This is a genomic window from Micromonospora sp. NPDC005197 (assembly GCF_040608295.1).
Taxonomy (GTDB): domain Bacteria; phylum Actinomycetota; class Actinomycetes; order Mycobacteriales; family Micromonosporaceae; genus Micromonospora.
On the sequence record NZ_JBEXHY010000044.1, the window covers coordinates 1 to 15,255 of the forward strand.

At 74.6% G+C, this 15,255-nt stretch carries 12 protein-coding genes; 4 read left to right on the plus strand and 8 right to left on the minus strand.

All coding sequences use genetic code 11. From position 1 onward, the window contains the following. Positions 1–248: 248 nt before the first annotated feature. Positions 249–911, minus strand: coding sequence for a DUF3159 domain-containing protein (locus ABZU46_RS16645; protein WP_354858597.1), 663 nt, complete (start codon positions 909–911; stop codon positions 249–251). A gap of 185 nt (positions 912–1,096) precedes the next feature. Between ABZU46_RS16645 and ABZU46_RS16650 the strand changes: the two genes are divergently transcribed. Beyond that, on the plus strand, positions 1,097–1,984 hold the full coding sequence (locus ABZU46_RS16650; RefSeq protein WP_354858533.1) for a phosphatase PAP2 family protein: 888 nt from the start codon (positions 1,097–1,099) through the stop codon (positions 1,982–1,984). A gap of 8 nt (positions 1,985–1,992) precedes the next feature. Continuing rightward, a complete protein-coding gene (locus ABZU46_RS16655; RefSeq protein WP_354858536.1) occupies positions 1,993–2,661 on the plus strand; it encodes a maleylpyruvate isomerase N-terminal domain-containing protein in 669 nt (222 codons plus the stop codon). 68 nt (positions 2,662–2,729) lie between these two features. Here the strand turns inward: ABZU46_RS16655 and ABZU46_RS16660 are convergent, their stop codons facing one another. Both ABZU46_RS16660 and ABZU46_RS16665 read right to left on the minus strand, forming a co-directional pair. Further along, positions 2,730–3,593, minus strand: coding sequence for a DUF1028 domain-containing protein (locus tag ABZU46_RS16660; RefSeq protein WP_354858538.1), 864 nt, complete (start codon positions 3,591–3,593; stop codon positions 2,730–2,732). A 38-nt stretch (positions 3,594–3,631) separates the two neighbouring features. After that, the gene (locus ABZU46_RS16665; RefSeq protein ID WP_354858540.1) at positions 3,632–4,849 is read right to left on the minus strand and encodes a low temperature requirement protein A; all 1,218 of its coding nucleotides are present in this window, start codon (positions 4,847–4,849) and stop codon (positions 3,632–3,634) included. 154 nt (positions 4,850–5,003) lie between these two features. Between ABZU46_RS16665 and ABZU46_RS16670 the strand changes: the two genes are divergently transcribed. Beyond that, on the plus strand, positions 5,004–5,987 hold the full coding sequence (locus ABZU46_RS16670) for an LLM class F420-dependent oxidoreductase (protein ID WP_354858600.1): 984 nt from the start codon (positions 5,004–5,006) through the stop codon (positions 5,985–5,987). Next, on the plus strand, positions 5,984–6,775 hold the full coding sequence (locus ABZU46_RS16675; RefSeq protein ID WP_354858542.1) for an SDR family oxidoreductase: 792 nt from the start codon (positions 5,984–5,986) through the stop codon (positions 6,773–6,775). The genes ABZU46_RS16670 and ABZU46_RS16675 overlap by 4 nt, the downstream gene beginning before the upstream one ends. A 24-nt stretch (positions 6,776–6,799) precedes the next feature. Here ABZU46_RS16675 and ABZU46_RS16680 read toward each other — a convergent pair whose 3' ends face one another. The 5 genes from ABZU46_RS16680 to ABZU46_RS16700 form a co-directional block, all read right to left on the minus strand. After that, the gene (locus tag ABZU46_RS16680; protein ID WP_354858545.1) at positions 6,800–7,603 is read right to left on the minus strand and encodes a class I SAM-dependent methyltransferase; all 804 of its coding nucleotides are present in this window, start codon (positions 7,601–7,603) and stop codon (positions 6,800–6,802) included. A 243-nt stretch (positions 7,604–7,846) separates the two neighbouring features. Continuing rightward, a complete protein-coding gene (locus tag ABZU46_RS16685) occupies positions 7,847–10,210 on the minus strand; it encodes a transglutaminaseTgpA domain-containing protein (protein ID WP_354858602.1) in 2,364 nt (787 codons plus the stop codon). A gap of 83 nt (positions 10,211–10,293) precedes the next feature. Next, positions 10,294–11,457, minus strand: a complete 1,164-nt coding sequence (locus tag ABZU46_RS16690; protein ID WP_354858546.1) for a DUF58 domain-containing protein — start codon at positions 11,455–11,457, stop codon at positions 10,294–10,296. A 14-nt stretch (positions 11,458–11,471) separates the two neighbouring features. Then, entirely contained in the window at positions 11,472–12,467 is a 996-nt protein-coding gene (locus ABZU46_RS16695) for a MoxR family ATPase (protein ID WP_354858549.1), read from the minus strand. A 27-nt stretch (positions 12,468–12,494) separates the two neighbouring features. Further along, on the minus strand, positions 12,495–15,119 hold the full coding sequence (locus ABZU46_RS16700) for a fibronectin type III domain-containing protein (RefSeq protein WP_354858551.1): 2,625 nt from the start codon (positions 15,117–15,119) through the stop codon (positions 12,495–12,497). Positions 15,120–15,255: the final 136 nt, after the last annotated feature.

The following is a 15,255-nucleotide window of genomic DNA, read 5'->3' on the forward strand; positions in this document are numbered from 1 at the left end:
GGGGTTCGGCCGGGTCCGGGGGAACGATGGGACCCGGCCGGCGGACGGCCTGACACCCACGGTCAGGCCGGGGTGGGCCGGTCATCTGGCCAACGCAGCGGGTCGACCGGCCCACCCCACCGCCCGGACTGAAGACTGCCGCGAAAAAGCCCAGAAATTCGGGCTGTCGCGGGATCACACCAATGAGGATGACGGAGTAACGTACGTCACCGGAGAGGCCGCTCCCCCCGTGGCGGCCTCTCCACTTTTTATGCCCGCCGGGGCCCCTTCCCGGCCGGCTCGTCGGGCCGGATGTCCGGGTCGCCGGTGACCGGGTGACGCAGCCCCGGGTGCCCGGTCGGCAACGACCGGCGCAGCACCACCCAACTCACCGCGAGCGCCGCCGCGACCAGCGGCCAGGTCAACGCGATCCGGGCCACCACGAGCGCGAGCACCTGCCCACTCAGGTACAGCGGGACGAACACCGCCACCCGCACCACATAGGTAGCCGTCCACACCCAACTCGCCCGGCCGTACCCGCGCAGCAGCGCCGGATCCCGCCGCCACCGGGCCCGCTGGCCCAGCGCCGCGCCGACCAGCACGCCCAGCAGCGGCCAGCGCACCACGATGCTCACGGCCCAGGCCAGCGCGCTGGCGGCGTTCGACAGCAACTGGATCAGAAAGAAATTCTCGGCCCGGCCGGTCCGCACCGCGATCAGCGCCGCGACGCAGACGGCGAGCAGCCCGATCAGCACTGAGCGCGGCCGGTCGCCCCGCCGCAGCCGTACGCCGGCCACCACGACGCCCACGGCGAGCGCCGCGCCCACCCCGGCCCACAGCGACTCGCCGCCGATCAGCCAGCCCAGCGCGAACGCCACCGGCGGCAGGGTGGCGTCCACCGCTCCCCGCCGCCCACCCAGCAGGTCCGCCAGGGACTCGGCCGGGGCCGCTCCGCCGGCCTGCCGACCGGCCGTCGTCGCCCGGTCCGGGCCGGGCTCGACCTGGCCGGACTCCCGCTCCGGTGTGCCGCCCACCGCCACCTCCTCGCCTCCGCCTCAACCTAACCGCCGGGAGCCGGTGGGCCACCGGCCGACCGGCCGGCGCCGGCCGCTACGGTGTGCGGATGCGCGCGACGGCACGGGGTTGGACCGCGGTCTGGTTGGTCGTACTGGCGCTCGTCCAGGCGGCCGCCTTCCTTGCCGTCTGGCGGGTGGCCGTGCACACCGAGATCGGTCAGTGGGTCGACACGGTCGCCCTGACCGGCAACGAGATCGGCCACGACCGCATCGACGGGCCGGTGGACCGGATCCTCAACGCGATGTCGGTGGTCTCCCTGCTCGCCGCCACCGCGATGATCGGCTTCATCGCGCTCATCCGGGGGCGGATCGCCCTGGCCGTCACCGCGACCCTGCTCATCGCCGGGGCGAACGTCTCCACCCAACTGCTCAAGTACGGCCTGAGCCGGCCCGACCTCGGCCTCGACCCGGAGCGCGCCGCGGTGGGCAACAGCCTCCCCAGTGGGCACACCGCCGTGGCCGCGTCGGTGGCGGTCGCGCTCATGCTCGTCCTGCCGCCCAAGGTGCGGGCCGTCGGCGCCTTCGTCGGCGCGAGTTACGCCGCCATCGCCGGGGTGGCCACCCTGTCCGCCGGTTGGCACCGACCCAGCGACGCGGTCGCCGCCTACCTGGTGGTGGGCGTCTGGGCGGCGCTGGCGGGACTGGTCCTGCTGATCACCCAACGCGAGCAGGCCCAGATCGCGCCCGGTGACGCCCACCGCGTCGCCGCGGTCGTGCTCGGCGTGGCCGGCGTGCTCGCCCTGATCGCCTCCGGACTGGCCCTCACCTGGCTGGTGGACCTGCGCGGGACCGGCCCGGAGGAGTTGAGCCGCCGCCCGCTCTTCGTCGGGTACGCGGGCAGCGCCGCCGGCATCGCCGGCACAATGGCGCTGGTGATGGCGCTGGTGCTGACCGTCGTGCACCGGCTGGTGCCCCGGGTCAAGGGTTGAGCCGACCGGTGGACCCGGTTCGCGCGGCGTTCCGTGCCGAGTGCGTACGGCTCACCGAGATCCTGGCCGAGGTGGACGCCGTCGACCTCGACCGGCCCACCCCCTGCCCGCCGTGGACCGTCCGGGAGTTGCTCGCGCACGTGCGCACCGGCGCCGGACGGCTGGCCGACATGCTCGCCGCCCCCGCCCCGCCGCGCGCCGAGGTGGACGCCGCCCGGTATTTCGGCGCGGCGAAGTTCACCCCGCAGGTGGACGCCGACCGCATCGCCGGCGGCCGCCGCGACGCGCGGCAGGTACACCGGGAGGCGTTGGCGACCGGGTTCGAGCGGGCCTGGCGGGCCGCCGACGCGGCGGTCGCCGTGGCCCCGCCCGATCGGGTGGTCCGGACCCGGCACGGCGACGCGATGCTCCTCACCGAGTTCCTGCGGACCCGGGTGGTCGAGGTGGGCGTGCACGGCCTGGACCTGGCGGCGGCGCTGGACCGCCCGCCGTGGCTCACCCCGCGTGCGGCCGCGGTGATCGCCCAACTGCTCACCGCAGGGCGACCCGCACCGGCCGCGTTGGGCTGGGACCGGCTGACCCTGATCCGCAAGACCACCGGCCGTGCGGCACTGACCGTCCTGGAACGGGCCGCGATCGACGCCGCCGGTTTCCGCTGGCTCGCCTTCGGCCGCTGACCCCGACCGCCGTCGCGAGTCGCCCGCGCTGGCTCGTCACCGGGTGCCGCTGACGCCGGCCCGGTCGGTCAGCTCGCCGGTCGGGGCGCGGGAACGTGCGGGGCGACGCCCCGCAGGTGCGTGAGCACCACCGGGTCGATGCGCCCCGGCACCAACCGCTCCTCCAGGTTCTCCAGCCCTGCCCAGGAGACCAGCGCCGCCTCCGTCCCGGCGTCGCCGACCGGGTGACCGAGCGCGGTGAGCAACGTCGCCACCTCGTCGGCGACCGCGCCGCTCAGGTCGAGCAGGGTCGCCGGGTCGGGCCGGCTGAACAGCATGGTGTGCACGGCCAGCAGCCGACCCAGCTCGGTGACCGGGTCCGGATGGTCGTCCACCCGCAGGTCGATCAGCACGTCGCTGGTGCCGCCGTACCCTCCGCCGCGCTCGACCACCAGCAGGCCGGCGCTCTGCCGGCCGCGCCGGTCCCCGCCGGCCTCGTCACCGGCGCGCAGCGCCGCGACCAGCCGCTCGGCGAACGGCAGCGCCGAGGAGGCCAGCCACGCGTCGCCCAGCGCGTCGACGACCTCCGGGCCGGTGAGGACGTTGCCCTGCGCGGCCCAGCCGTCGCCGGTCCGCCCGCCGGCCCACGGGTGGCAGGCCGGGCCGGTCCAGCTCGCACCCGGGCCGCTGACGCCCACCACGCCGAGTTGCCGGTGCTCCCGCTCGGCGTCGGCGGCGATCAGGCCGGCCACCACGTCGGCGGCGGCCACCCCGGTGCGGAGCAGCGTCAGCCCCTGCGGGCGGTAGGCGAGGTTGACGTGCGCCTGGGTGGCCAGCGCGCCGACCTCGGCCTGCGCGGCCGGCACCAGCGCCCCGGCGGCGAGGAACTTGCTGGCCACGACGACGCCGTGGCGGCGGCCGTCGGCGGAGCGGGCGACGAGGGAGAAGGTCACCCGCCGAGACTAACCGGCTGTTGGGCGTACGCCGACGGTCAGAACGGGGTCGCGGCGGCCTCCGGCGGCGCGCCCCGCGCCCGGCGGGCGTCGGCGACCGCGACGCCGCCCAGCACGAGCACTCCGGCGGCCAAGGCGGCCAGCCCCGGCAGGAACAGCAGCGGTACGACCACCGCCGCCAGCACCAGGATGGCGATCCACCGCGACGGGGAGACCCGCCCGAACACCTCGTACTCGAAACGGGCCCGGCCGGCCAGGAACAGCGCGGGTCCGCCGAGCACCATGGCCAGCCACGCCCCCGGGGCATGGCCCAGCGGATGATCGATGATCAGCTCGTAGCCGACCGCCGTGGCGGCCAGGCCGACCACCATGACCAGGTGCGTGTCGGCCGCCGAGCGGCCGATGTTCGCCGGGTGGCGGGCCGTCATCACGGCCTCGCCCAGGATCTGCCCGGCGCGCTGGACGTAGATCCGCCACAGCATGATCGACGTGGCCACCGAGAGCGCGAAGGCCCACGCGTGCCCCGACTCGTACGGGCCCTTGCTGTACGCGAAACCGGCCACCAGGATCGTCTCGCCCAGCGCCACGAGAAAGAACTGCTGGTACCGCTCGGCCAGGTGCTCCCCGGCGATCTCCCACTTCGAGACCGTCGACCGGCCCAGGCCCGGCACCGGCCAGCCGCACCGCGCCGCCAGGTACTCGATGAGCAACGCCAGCGCCCAGAGCATCACCTGCCCGTTGATGGGCAGCAACGCCCCACCGATCCAGAACACCCCGCTGACGGCGAACACCACGGTCATCCGCACCTTCAACCGGCGGTACGGATGCGGTCCCAACGCGATCGACAGGATCAGCGGCCGGGTCACCTGCGCGACGACGTACGCTGTCGCGAACGTCAGCCCGGTCTCGCTGAACGCCCGGGGGATCGCGACCCCCATCACCATGCTGGCCACGAGCGCGGTCAACACCACGGTCTGCAGCGGTGCCCGGTACGGGTCGTAGCGGCTGGTCGTCCACGCGGTGCCCTGCCAGACCGCCCAGAGCGCCAGCAGCAACAGCAGCGTCTTGCCGCTGCCGGTGACCGCCGGCCAGCCCAGCTGCGCCGGGCTCTCGGTCAGGTCCTCGAACGCACGCGCGGAGATCCGGGTGAGCGCGAAGACGTAGACCAGGTCGAAGAAGAGCTCCAGGAACGTGGCCCGACCGGGCGCGGTCGCCGCCGGGACCGGCTCCAGGTGTCCCGCCGCCCTGGAACCCATGGTCAGCGGCCTGCGCCGGTGCTCCGGTCCACCTCGAAGTCGTAGCACCTCGGCCGGCACGCGCGGCCGCGAACCGGCGATTCTGCCCACTTCGGGGATCTTGCTCGCAGGCCCCGTCAACGGGCACGATCGATCGGTGACGAATCGATGGGGCATGACGGTGCCGTTGGGCGGGATCCCGCTGGCCGATCACCAGGCGGTCTACGCGACCCTCGATAGCGCCGGGTTCACCGACGTGTGGTCCTCCGAGGTCGCCGGGACCGACGCGTTCACCCCGCTGGCCCTCGCCGCGGCGTGGCAGCCGCGGCTGCGGCTGGGCACCGCGATCACCCCGGTCTTCACCCGCGGCCCCGGGCTGCTCGCCATGAGCGCGGCGGCGCTCGCCGAGGCGGCCCCGGGCCGGTTCGCGCTCGGCATCGGCGCGTCCTCGCCGGTGCTCGTGCGGGACTGGAACGCGGTGCGGTTCGACGAGCCGTTCCGACGTACCCGCGACGTCCTGCGGTTCCTGCGCGCGGCGCTGCGCGGTGAGACGGTGGACGAGGTCTACGACACCTTCACGGTGCGCCGGTTCACCCTCGAACGGCCACCGGCGGTGCCGCCGCCGATCCTGCTCGCCGCGCTGCGCCCGGGCATGCTCCGACTCGCCGGCGCCGAGGCCGACGGGGTCATCCTCAACTGGCTCAGCGCCGAGGACGTGCCGCGGACCCTCGCGGAGTTGGGCGAGCGGCGTGCCGGCTTCGAGGTAGCCGCCCGGATCTTCGTCTGCCCCACCGAGGACGCCGCGTACGCCCGCACGCTCGGCCGCCGGCTGATCACCAGCTACCTCACCGTGCCGGCGTACGCCGAATTCCATCGCTGGCTCGGCCGCACCGAGGCGCTGGCGCCGATGTGGGAGGCCTGGGCCGCGGGGGACCGGCGTGCCGCCAGCGCGGCGGTGCCCGACGAGGTGGTCGACGCCCTGGTGCTGCACGGCTCGCCGGAGCGGTGCCGGGCCCAGGTCCGCCGCTACGCAGACGCCGGCGTGGACGTGCCGGTCCTCGCGCTGCTGCCCACCCCCGAGGTGACCGCCGGCAGCGCGGCCGCGCTGATGACCCTCATCGCCCGGTTGGGCACCGAGCCCGTGGGAGCGTCCCAGTGAATCTGACCGACCGGATCGCGGTGGTCACCGGCGGCGCCGGCGGCATCGGGGCGGCACTGTCACGGCGCTTCGCCGCGGAGGGCGCCGCCGCGGTGGTCGTCGCCGACCTGGACGCCGAGGCGGCCCATGCCGTGGCCGAGGGCATCGGCCCGGTGGCGCACGCCGCCGCCCTCGACGTCACCGACGAGGCCCAGGTCCGCGCGCTCGTCGACGACACCGAACGGCGCTTCGGCCGCATCGACCTGTTCTGCGCCAACGCGGGGGTGACCACCGGCGGGGGAATCGAGGTCGACGACGCGGCCTGGGATCGCGCGTGGCGGGTCAACGTGCTCGCCCACGTCTACTCGGCCCGCGCGGTGCTGCCCGGCATGCTCGCCCGCGGCGGCGGCCACCTGCTGCACACCTGCTCGGCGGCGGGCGTGCTGACCGCGGTGGGCGACGCCGCCTACACCGCGACGAAGCACGCCTCGGTGGGTTTCGCCGAGTGGCTCGCCATCACCTACCGGGACCGGGGCATCCGGGTCAGCGCCCTCTGCCCGCAGGGTGTGGACACCCCGATGCTCGCCGACGGCATCGTCGAGGGCCACCTGGGCGCCCGGGTGATCGCCGCCTCCGGAGCGGTGCTCACCCCGGACCAGGTCGCCGAGGCGACCATCGCCGGGCTGGCCGAGGAGCGGTTCCTCATCCTGCCGCACCCGGAGGTCGCCGACTACGCCCGCCGCCGCGCCGAGGACCCGGACGGCTGGCAGGCCGGCCTCCGCAAGCTGGTCCGCCGACTGACGGCCTGACGGTCTGGGGCTTTGACACACGTCCTAGCGGCCCGGAACGCGCCCGGCGGCCAGGAGGTGCGCGCTCGATCCGATCAGCGCCGGCTCGGTGCTGTAGACGCGGGCCAGATCCAACGCCGCGGAGAAGACCGTGTCCTGCGCCGGCCCACCTGCCGCGGCCTCCGCCGCCGTCCACGCCGGGCCCTCCACCCCGTGTACGACGACGTCGGTCAGCCCTGCCGCCGAACACTCGTCGGTGATCTCCTCGACCCGGTGGAAGTACGCGTGGGTGAAGCCGGTCCGTGGATCGTTGGTGCCGTCGGTCAGCAGGTTCCTGGCCTCGTCGAGCAGCCGCTCGTCGAGGCGTGCGGTGGCGGCGAAGTCCAGCGGACCGGCGAAACGGGAGATGACGGCCGCCACGATGAGACCGCCGGGGCGGGTGACCCGGACGGCCTCCCGTAACGCCTGAACCCGGTCGGCACGGTCCAACAGGTGGTAGAGCGGCCCCAGGAGCAGCGCGGCGTCGTACGCGTCGTCGGCGTCGGGAAGCGCTCGCGCGTCGGCGACCCGTGCCTCGACGGGTGGCTGCCCGCCGCGTGCCTGCGCGACGTGACTCGGCACCAGGTCGACGAGACGGACCTCGTAGCCGGCAACGGCGAGGGCCCTCGCGTACTCGCCGGTGCCGCCACCGATGTCCAGCACACGGGCACCCGGGCCGGGCAGGAGATCCCGCAGGAGCTGCGTCGTGCGGATCCACTCCAGTCGTGCCTGCGGGCGGGCGGAGAGCCGCTGGTCCTCGCGGTAGCGCAGCGTGTAGTAGTCGACGATCTCGCTCGTGTGCTGATCCACCCCCTGATGCTCGTCGTTACGCCGTACCCGCCGCCACCGTGTTTCCGCTCCGGCATGCGGCCGCTACCTCGGCTGCGGGAGCGCATTCACCTCTGTCACGTCCCGCTGGTCGCCCGGGCCCCCGGGTGACAGCCGTGGCCGCCGACTACGGCCGCCGCGCCCGGCTCCGCTCCCCCCGATCCGTCACCGGTGATCAAGAGGTTCGCGTCAGGAACGGGTCCTGAGATGACGCGAACCTCTTGATCACCGCGGGGGGCGGCGGGGGTGGGAGTGGGGGGACCGGCGGGCCTGGCGGAGGGGGGAGGGGTGCACGGACCAGAGCAGGCGGCGCCACCAGGGGCGAGCCGCGCGCAGGTTGGCGATGTAGACCGTGGCCACCTCGGCGGCGCGGGCCGCCTGATCGGCCGCCGCGGCGCCGGGGGCGAAGCCCACCTGATTGAGCAGGATCGCCAGCTCGTCGACTGTCGGCTCGTCGCCGGGCACGCCGCTGCCGGTCGCGTCGCTGCCGTTCGTGCCGCCTCTGGTCGTGGCTGCTCGGGCGTCGGCCAGGGTCTGCCGGGCCTGCGCGGCCACCTCGGTCGCCGCCAGGTCGTCGCCGACCGGGCGGCCGGCCAGTCGCAACGCGTCGGTGACCTCCCGCCAGGCGCCGGCGATGCGCTGGTTGGGGTCACCCCCCGCCAGTCGCTTGCGGGTGAGGGAGCGGCGCATCGCCAACAGGGTGAGCAGCAGCGTCCCCACCACGAGCAGCAGACCACCGCTGCCGCCCGCGACCAGCACCGGCGTGGACACGTCACCTCGTGCGGGCGGCCCGTCGGGGGCGGCCACCGGCTCCGGCGACGCGGTCGGCTCCACGGTGGGCGCCGGTGCCTCCGACGGCGGCGGGTCTTCCGGGGTCGGGCGGAAGTCCTCCTCCACCGGCCTCGGCTCGTTCTCCGGGCGGGGCAGCGGGTCGAACGCCACCCAGCCCAACCCGTCGAAGAGCACCTCCGGCCAGGCGTACGCGTCACCGGCCCGCACCGGCCCCTGCCCACTGCAGGAGAAGCCGACCACCACCCTCGTCGGCAGACCGGAGAGCCGGCCGAGCACCGCGAACGCCGCCGCGAACTGCTCAGACGTTCCCCGCTGCCCGCCCCCGTTGCGCGGACCGAAGAGAAAGAAGGCCAGGTTCGGGTACGCGTGCCCGCTCGGCGCGTCGGCCACCACCCGGTAGTGCTCGGCCAGGAACTGCTCGATCGCCGACGCCCGCGCGTACGGGGCGCCGTTCTCCTCGGCGAGCTGCGCGGCCAACCGGCGCATCGGGTCGGGCACCCCGTCGGCGACCCGCAGCACCCGGGCCACCTCCTCGCCGGCCGGCACGTTCGCGGTGGCCAGCAGGTTGTTGTCCGGGCGTTCCCGGGCCGACGTCACCGTGTACCGCAGCCCCGGTGTCAGTCCCTCCGGCCTGATCAGCGTCCCCGTCGCCGGGTCGTACGCCACCCGCGCCCCGCTGACCTCGCGCGGTGTCGCCACGGCCGGGAGCAGCCGGCCGCTCAGCTCCGCCACGGTGATCTCCTGCCGAACGGTCTGCACCGTGCTGTCCCGGGCCGGCGCGGTGGCCGGCAGGATCCGCCCCGCGTTGCGGTACGTCGCACCGACCCGCCAGGTGATCCCGTCGTAGTCGCTGAGCACCGCCAACCGGATCTGTACGCTGCGGCCCGCCTTCGGGTCGTCCGCGTCGCCGGTCGCCGTCGGGTCGTCCGCGCCGCCGGCCGGTGGGGTGGCACCCACCGTGCTCACGTCGAGGAGCTTCTGCTCCGGTCGCAGCGCCCACCCGGAGATCCGGATCAGCGGGTTCTCGTCGAGCGTCTGCACCTGCGGTGGCTCCACGTACCGGCGCGGGTCCACCGGCCGCCCGTCGACCTGACCGGCGACCACCGGGCCGAGCAGCGCGACCAGGCCGATCACCAGCGCGACGCCGAGCGCAGCCGAGGCCGCCAGCCGAAGTCGTACCGCCGCGCGCATCCCCGGGGCGAGACCGGCCGTCGGGTCACCGCCGGCCGGCGGCGTACCCGTCGGCGCGGCGAGCCCGACCGCCGCGACCGCGACGAAGGCAACTGTCGTCCCGATCGCCGGTTCGGCGTTCGGGCCGACCACGTAGAGGGCCGCGGCGTAGAGCCCTGCCGCCGGCAGGTAGCCGAGCAGCACCCGGCCGGTGCGCAGCGCCACCTCCGCCCCGGCCAGACCGGCCAGCCACGCGGCCACCACCGGAACCAGCACCGTGTCCGGTGTGGGCTCCACGGGAATCATCGCGGTGAGCAGCCGGGGAATGCCGTTGCGTGCGGCGTCCGCGCTCACCTCCAGCAGGCTGCCCGGCAGGTCGGCGCGGGCGGCGGCCAGCCGCAACGACCACAGCGTCCACCCGGCCAACGCCGCCACCGACACCGGTGCGACGAGCCAGGACGGCAGTCGTCGGGCGGCGACGCTGACCAGCACCGAGCCCACCGCCGCGCCGATCACCAGCCGGGTCAGCAGGTCGCCCGCGTACACCCGGCCGAGCACCACCCCGGCGAGCGCGGTGAGCGCGATCAGCGCCAGCGGCACGACGGCCGCCCGCAGCGCGCGGACCACCCGCCCGGTCGCGTCGCCGGCTGCCGACGGCGCCTGCCGCGGGTCCGTCGCCACGTCCGGCGCGCGCTGCGGCTCGACACCCGTCACCACCGGCGCACCCCGTCCCACTCGGCGGCGAACTGCGCGCCGTCCACCGCGTCGACCACCACCAGGCCGGCCGTGCCCGCCGGCGTCGGCTCGGCCGCGCCGAACACCCCGACCACCACCGACGGGTACGCGCCGCGTAGCGCGCCGACATGTCCCAACCCGTCCCGCCCACTCGGGCCGGTCAGGAAGATCAGCGTGTCGCCGAGCCGGTCCTGGCGCAGCCGGGTGGTGACCGCGCGCAACGCGTCGTCCTCGTCGGACAGGTCGGCGGCGGCGAGCCGGTCCAGGGGCCCGACCTCGGCGTCCCCCGCCGGGCCGCGCTCGATCAGCTCCGGGCCGACCAGCAGCATCACCACCGGCAGGTCCGCGCGGTGCGCGGCGGTGACGACCGACGCCGCCGCCTCACACGCGGACTCGAACGACTCGGCCACCCCGTCGGACCGGTGCGGATGCGCGGCAGAGCGGTTGTCCAGGAGGACGACAAGGCGGGGCAGGCTGGTGTCCACGTTCTCGCGCACCATCAGCTCGCCGACCCGGGCGCTCGTGCGCCAGTGCACCCGACGCAGCTCGTCACCCACCACGTACTCCCGCAGCGAGTCGAACGTGATCGACCCGTGCGGCACACCGTCCACCCGGCCGTCGAGGCTGCGCCCCGCGCCGGTGGGCACCGCCGTGAGCGGATGGACCCGGGGATGCACCCAGACCGGCGTCGTCTCGCCGTACGGGCGGGCCAGCGCCACCAGACCCAACGGGTCGCGCCGGGTCACCCGCAGCGGACCGACCGGCACCACCCCGCGACGGTCGGTCGGCACGTCGTAGCGGACCTCGGTGTCCCGACCGGGTCGCAGGCGCAGCAGCGGCACCGGCACGACACGGCTCCCGCACCGGTCCTCGGCCAGCAGGTTCGCCGAGCGCAGCCGGCCGGCGTTGCGCACGGTCAGCGTCATGCTCGCCGGCTCCCCGCGCGCGACCCGGTCCGGGTCCGCCCGGCGGCCGACCACCAGCCGGGGCCGCCAGGCCGCGGTCAGCGCCGCGTAGCCCACCGCCGCGCCGGCCGCCGCGCCGAGCAACGTCAACTCGGGGTACGCGAAGCGGAACCCCAGGCCGAGCAGGACGACGGCGGCGACGAGCAGCCCGATTCCGCGGGCGGTGATCCCCATGGCGCTGCTGCCGGTCAGCCCTGCACCGGGGCGGGCTGCCCCGACGGCAGCGGCACCGGCACCGAGGCGATGGCCTGGCGCAGCACCTCCGCGGCGGTCACCCCGCGCACCTGCGCGTCCGGGGTCAGCAGCAGCCGATGCGCGAACACCGGTTCGGCGAGCGCCTTCAGGTCCTCCGGCATGATCCAGCCCCGACCGTCGATCAGCGCGTACGAGCACGCCGCCCGGGTCAACGCGATCACGCCCCGAGGGCTGACCCCGACGCGTACCTGCGGATGGGTGCGGGTGGCGGCGGCCAGCCGGACCGCGTACGCGTAGAGCGGCTCGGCGATGTGCACCCGACGGGCCATCCGGACCATCTCCCCGACGGTCGCGGTGTCGGTGACCGGGGCGAGCGCCTCGGGGGAGCGGACCGTCGCACCGCGCAGCACCTCGACCTCGACCGCCTCGTCCGGGTAGCCGACGGACAGCTTCACCAGGAAACGGTCGAGCTGCGCCTCGGGCAGCCGGTAGGTGCCGTCCATCTCGACCGGGTTCTGCGTGGCGACCACCAGGAACGGCGCCGGCACCGGGTGCCGGACACCGTCCACCGTGACCGTGCGCTCCTCCATGACCTCCAGCAGCGCCGACTGGGTTTTCGGCGACGCCCGGTTGATCTCGTCGGCGATCACGATGTTGGCGAACACCGGCCCCGGGTGGAACTCGAAGTCCCGGCTCGCCTGGTTGAAGATGGTCACGCCGGACACGTCCGAGGGGAGCAGGTCTGGCGTGAACTGGATGCGCCGCCACTGACCCTTCACGGTCGCGGCGATGGCCCGTGCCAGGGTCGTCTTACCGACCCCCGGCACGTCCTCCAGCAGCACGTGACCCTGGGCGAAGAGCGCGGTCAGCGCCAGCCGGACCACCTGCGGCTTGCCGAGCACCACCGCGTTGACGTTCTCGGCCAGCCGGGCGGCCAGGGCGGCGAAGCCCTGCACCTCCGGCTGGGTGAGCGGCTCGTGGGTGTTCACGGTCGGCGGTGCTCCTCGGCTGGTGGTTCAGCAGGTGGGCAGGACGTTGATGTTGTCGCCGCCCTCCAGGTTGAGCCAGGCCCAGGGAATGTAGTTCTTCCCGCTGTACTCGACCTGCACCCACCAGGTGCTCTGCTTCTGGTTGTTGTAGATCCACGAGTCGACGTTCTCGCCGGACTTCTTGCAGTACGCCTTCAGTCGGGTGCCGGGCTTCGCCCAGCCGGCCTGCTGGTCGTTGTCCTGCCGGGTGACCTTGAAGATCTCGTTGCCGTTGCGGCCGTCGACGTCACTGTTGCAGTACGTCCGCTGGTCGCCGTCGGGCCCGTTGTTGCACGTCGCGATGCCGTACAGCGGCTCGGTGCTCTCAGCCTTCTGCGCGGTGCCCTTGCCGGCGGCGTTGCTGGCGGTGACCGTGAACGTGTACGCCGTGCCCGGCGTCAGCCCCGTCATCGTGATGCTGGAGCACGCCCCGGCCTTCGCCGGCTCACCCGACGTACTCAGCGAGCAGGTGGCCTTGCCGCCGCCCGCGTCCACGGTGAACGTGACAGTCGCCGACGTGGCCGTCGCCGACGAACCGGTGACGGTGACCCGGGGCGCGGCGACCGTACGGGCCGTGGCGGTGGCCTCCGGACCGGGCCCGGCCTCGTTGACCGCCTTCACCTTCACCGTGACGTTCTGGCCGTTGCCCAGCCCGGTGACGGTGGTGCGGGTCTCGGTCACCTCGCTCGTCCTGCCACCGACGTCCACCAGGTACTTCGTCACCGGCCGGCCGTTCGCCTCGGCCGGCGACCACTGCACGGTGACCGCGCCGGGCTGGTCGGCGACCGTCCCGGCCTGCAGGTCGAGCGGCCGGCCCGGCGCCGCGAACGGCACCACGGTGTTGCTCACCGGCGACGCGGCCGAGCCGGCACCCTTGTCGTTGACCGCCACGACGGTGAACGCGTACTGGGTGCCGAACTCCAGCTCACCGGCCGGCACCACCAGCTCCGTCTTCGTCGACTCGCCGGCCGGCGCGTTCGTCCCCGCCGACGTGGCCGTCACCGCGTACTTGGCGATCTTGTTGCCCTGCCCGTTCGCGGCCGGCCACTTCACCACCACCGTGCCGTCCGGCCGCTCCTGCGCCGTGACGCTGGCCGGTGCATCGGGCACCGCCGCGGTCGGGGTCACCGGGTTGCTGCTGCGCGCCGGGCCGTCACCCTTGGCGTTGACGGCGTGCACCGCGAAACGGTACGTCTCGCCGTTGGTCAGCCCCTTGACCTCCACCGAACGCTGGTTGGCGCCCACCTCCAGGCGTTGACCGGCACCCTGCACGACGTACTTGATGATCTCGGCGCCGTTCGCGGCGGCCGGCCGCCAACTCACCCGAGCCTGGGCGTTGCCGGCGGCGGCGGTGACGCTGCGCGGCGCGCTCGGCTTGCCCACCCGAGGCTTCTTCGGCGGGGGCGGCGGCGGGGGAGCCGGCGGCGGGTCACCGCCCAGCACGTCGTTGGCGTACTTGTCGACCTCGCGCACCTGGTGCTTGTCGTCCACCACCCGGGCCGTCGCCGAGTCGGGCGAGTTGATGAAGAGGTGGTTTTCCCGCACCTCCATCTCCAGTGGCCCGTTCGCCCTGCCCTTGATGGTGTCGACCAACTGGCCGCCCGCGTCGAAGGAGTAGATGGTGCCGGTCGCCTCGTCGGCGCAGTAGAACCGGTCGGCCCAGGCCACCGCCGGGCTCAGCCGGTCGCCGCTGCCCGGCACCGTGAACGCCCGCTCCTCACCGACGTCACCCACGACCAACACCCGCCGCTCGGCCGGTACCGTCACCGGCACCCGCGGACCGGAGGTGCGGGTCGGCATCGCCGCCGGGCCGGGCAGTGTCAACGGCGTCGGGCGGACCTCACCGCGCTGCACCCGCACCAGCCGGGCGGCCGTGCGGTCGAGTACCGCCACCCCGTCGTCCAGGGTGGAGACCACCAGCTCGTGGCTGGCGTCGGCCACGTCGTACGTCTCGACCCGTTCGGGGCTGAGCCCGCCACCCGCCGGCGCGGCCGAGGCCGGCGCGGACGGCAGCTTCGCGGCGGTGATCGCCGAGACGGTGCCCTCGCTGGGCACCGCGATCCAGAGTCGGCCCTCGCCGTCGAACGTGCCGCCGGTGATGCCCGGGGGATAGCGCACCGGCTCGCCGACCGGGCTCAACGACCGCGGGTCTAGCTGCCGCACGATGCCCTGCACGGCGTCGACGACGAACGCCGCGTCCTCGTGCAGGGCGACGCTCACACCCAGGCCGGGGGTGGTCGGCGTGGTCGCGGTGAGCTGCAGGGTGGCCAGGTCCAGCGAGCTGATCTGCCCGGTCTGCAGATCACGCAGGATCAGCAGCCGATCGGTCTGGGCGACCTGCATCGGATGCCGGCGGGCACCGGGAACCTCGGTGCGGGTGTCCACCCGGGCGGTGACCCCGTTGACCCGGGCCAGCTCGCTGCGCACCGCGCTCCACAGCCACGAACTCGCGTCGTAGTTGGCCACCGCATTGTCCGCCGCACCCAGCCCCAGGACGGTCAGCCCCATGGCGGCCAGCAGCGCGGTGACCGTGCCGACCGTCACCAGCCCGCCGCGCAGTCGGGACCGGGAACGGGGGGCGTCGGTCCGCTCGGCGTCGTCGATGCTGGCCACAGCCGGCTGCCTTCCCTGAGTCGTGGCAGGTGGCGTACGCCTCGCGGCGACCCCTCCCCTGAGCCGGGTGCCATCATATGGCCCGGCCGGGAACGGGGGAACCCGCACCGTCACCCCTGTGGATACCGAGCGTGCG

What these genes read in the sequence shown, in the direction of transcription:
- ABZU46_RS16670 (WP_354858600.1), top strand. Translation starts at nt 5,004, where the DNA reads ATGACGGTGCCGTTGGGCGGGATCCCGCTGGCCGATCACCAGGCGGTC.
- ABZU46_RS16665 (WP_354858540.1), bottom strand. Translation starts at nt 4,849, where the DNA reads ATGGGTTCCAGGGCGGCGGGACACCTGGAGCCGGTCCCGGCGGCGACC.
- ABZU46_RS16690 (WP_354858546.1), bottom strand. Translation starts at nt 11,457, where the DNA reads ATGGGGATCACCGCCCGCGGAATCGGGCTGCTCGTCGCCGCCGTCGTC.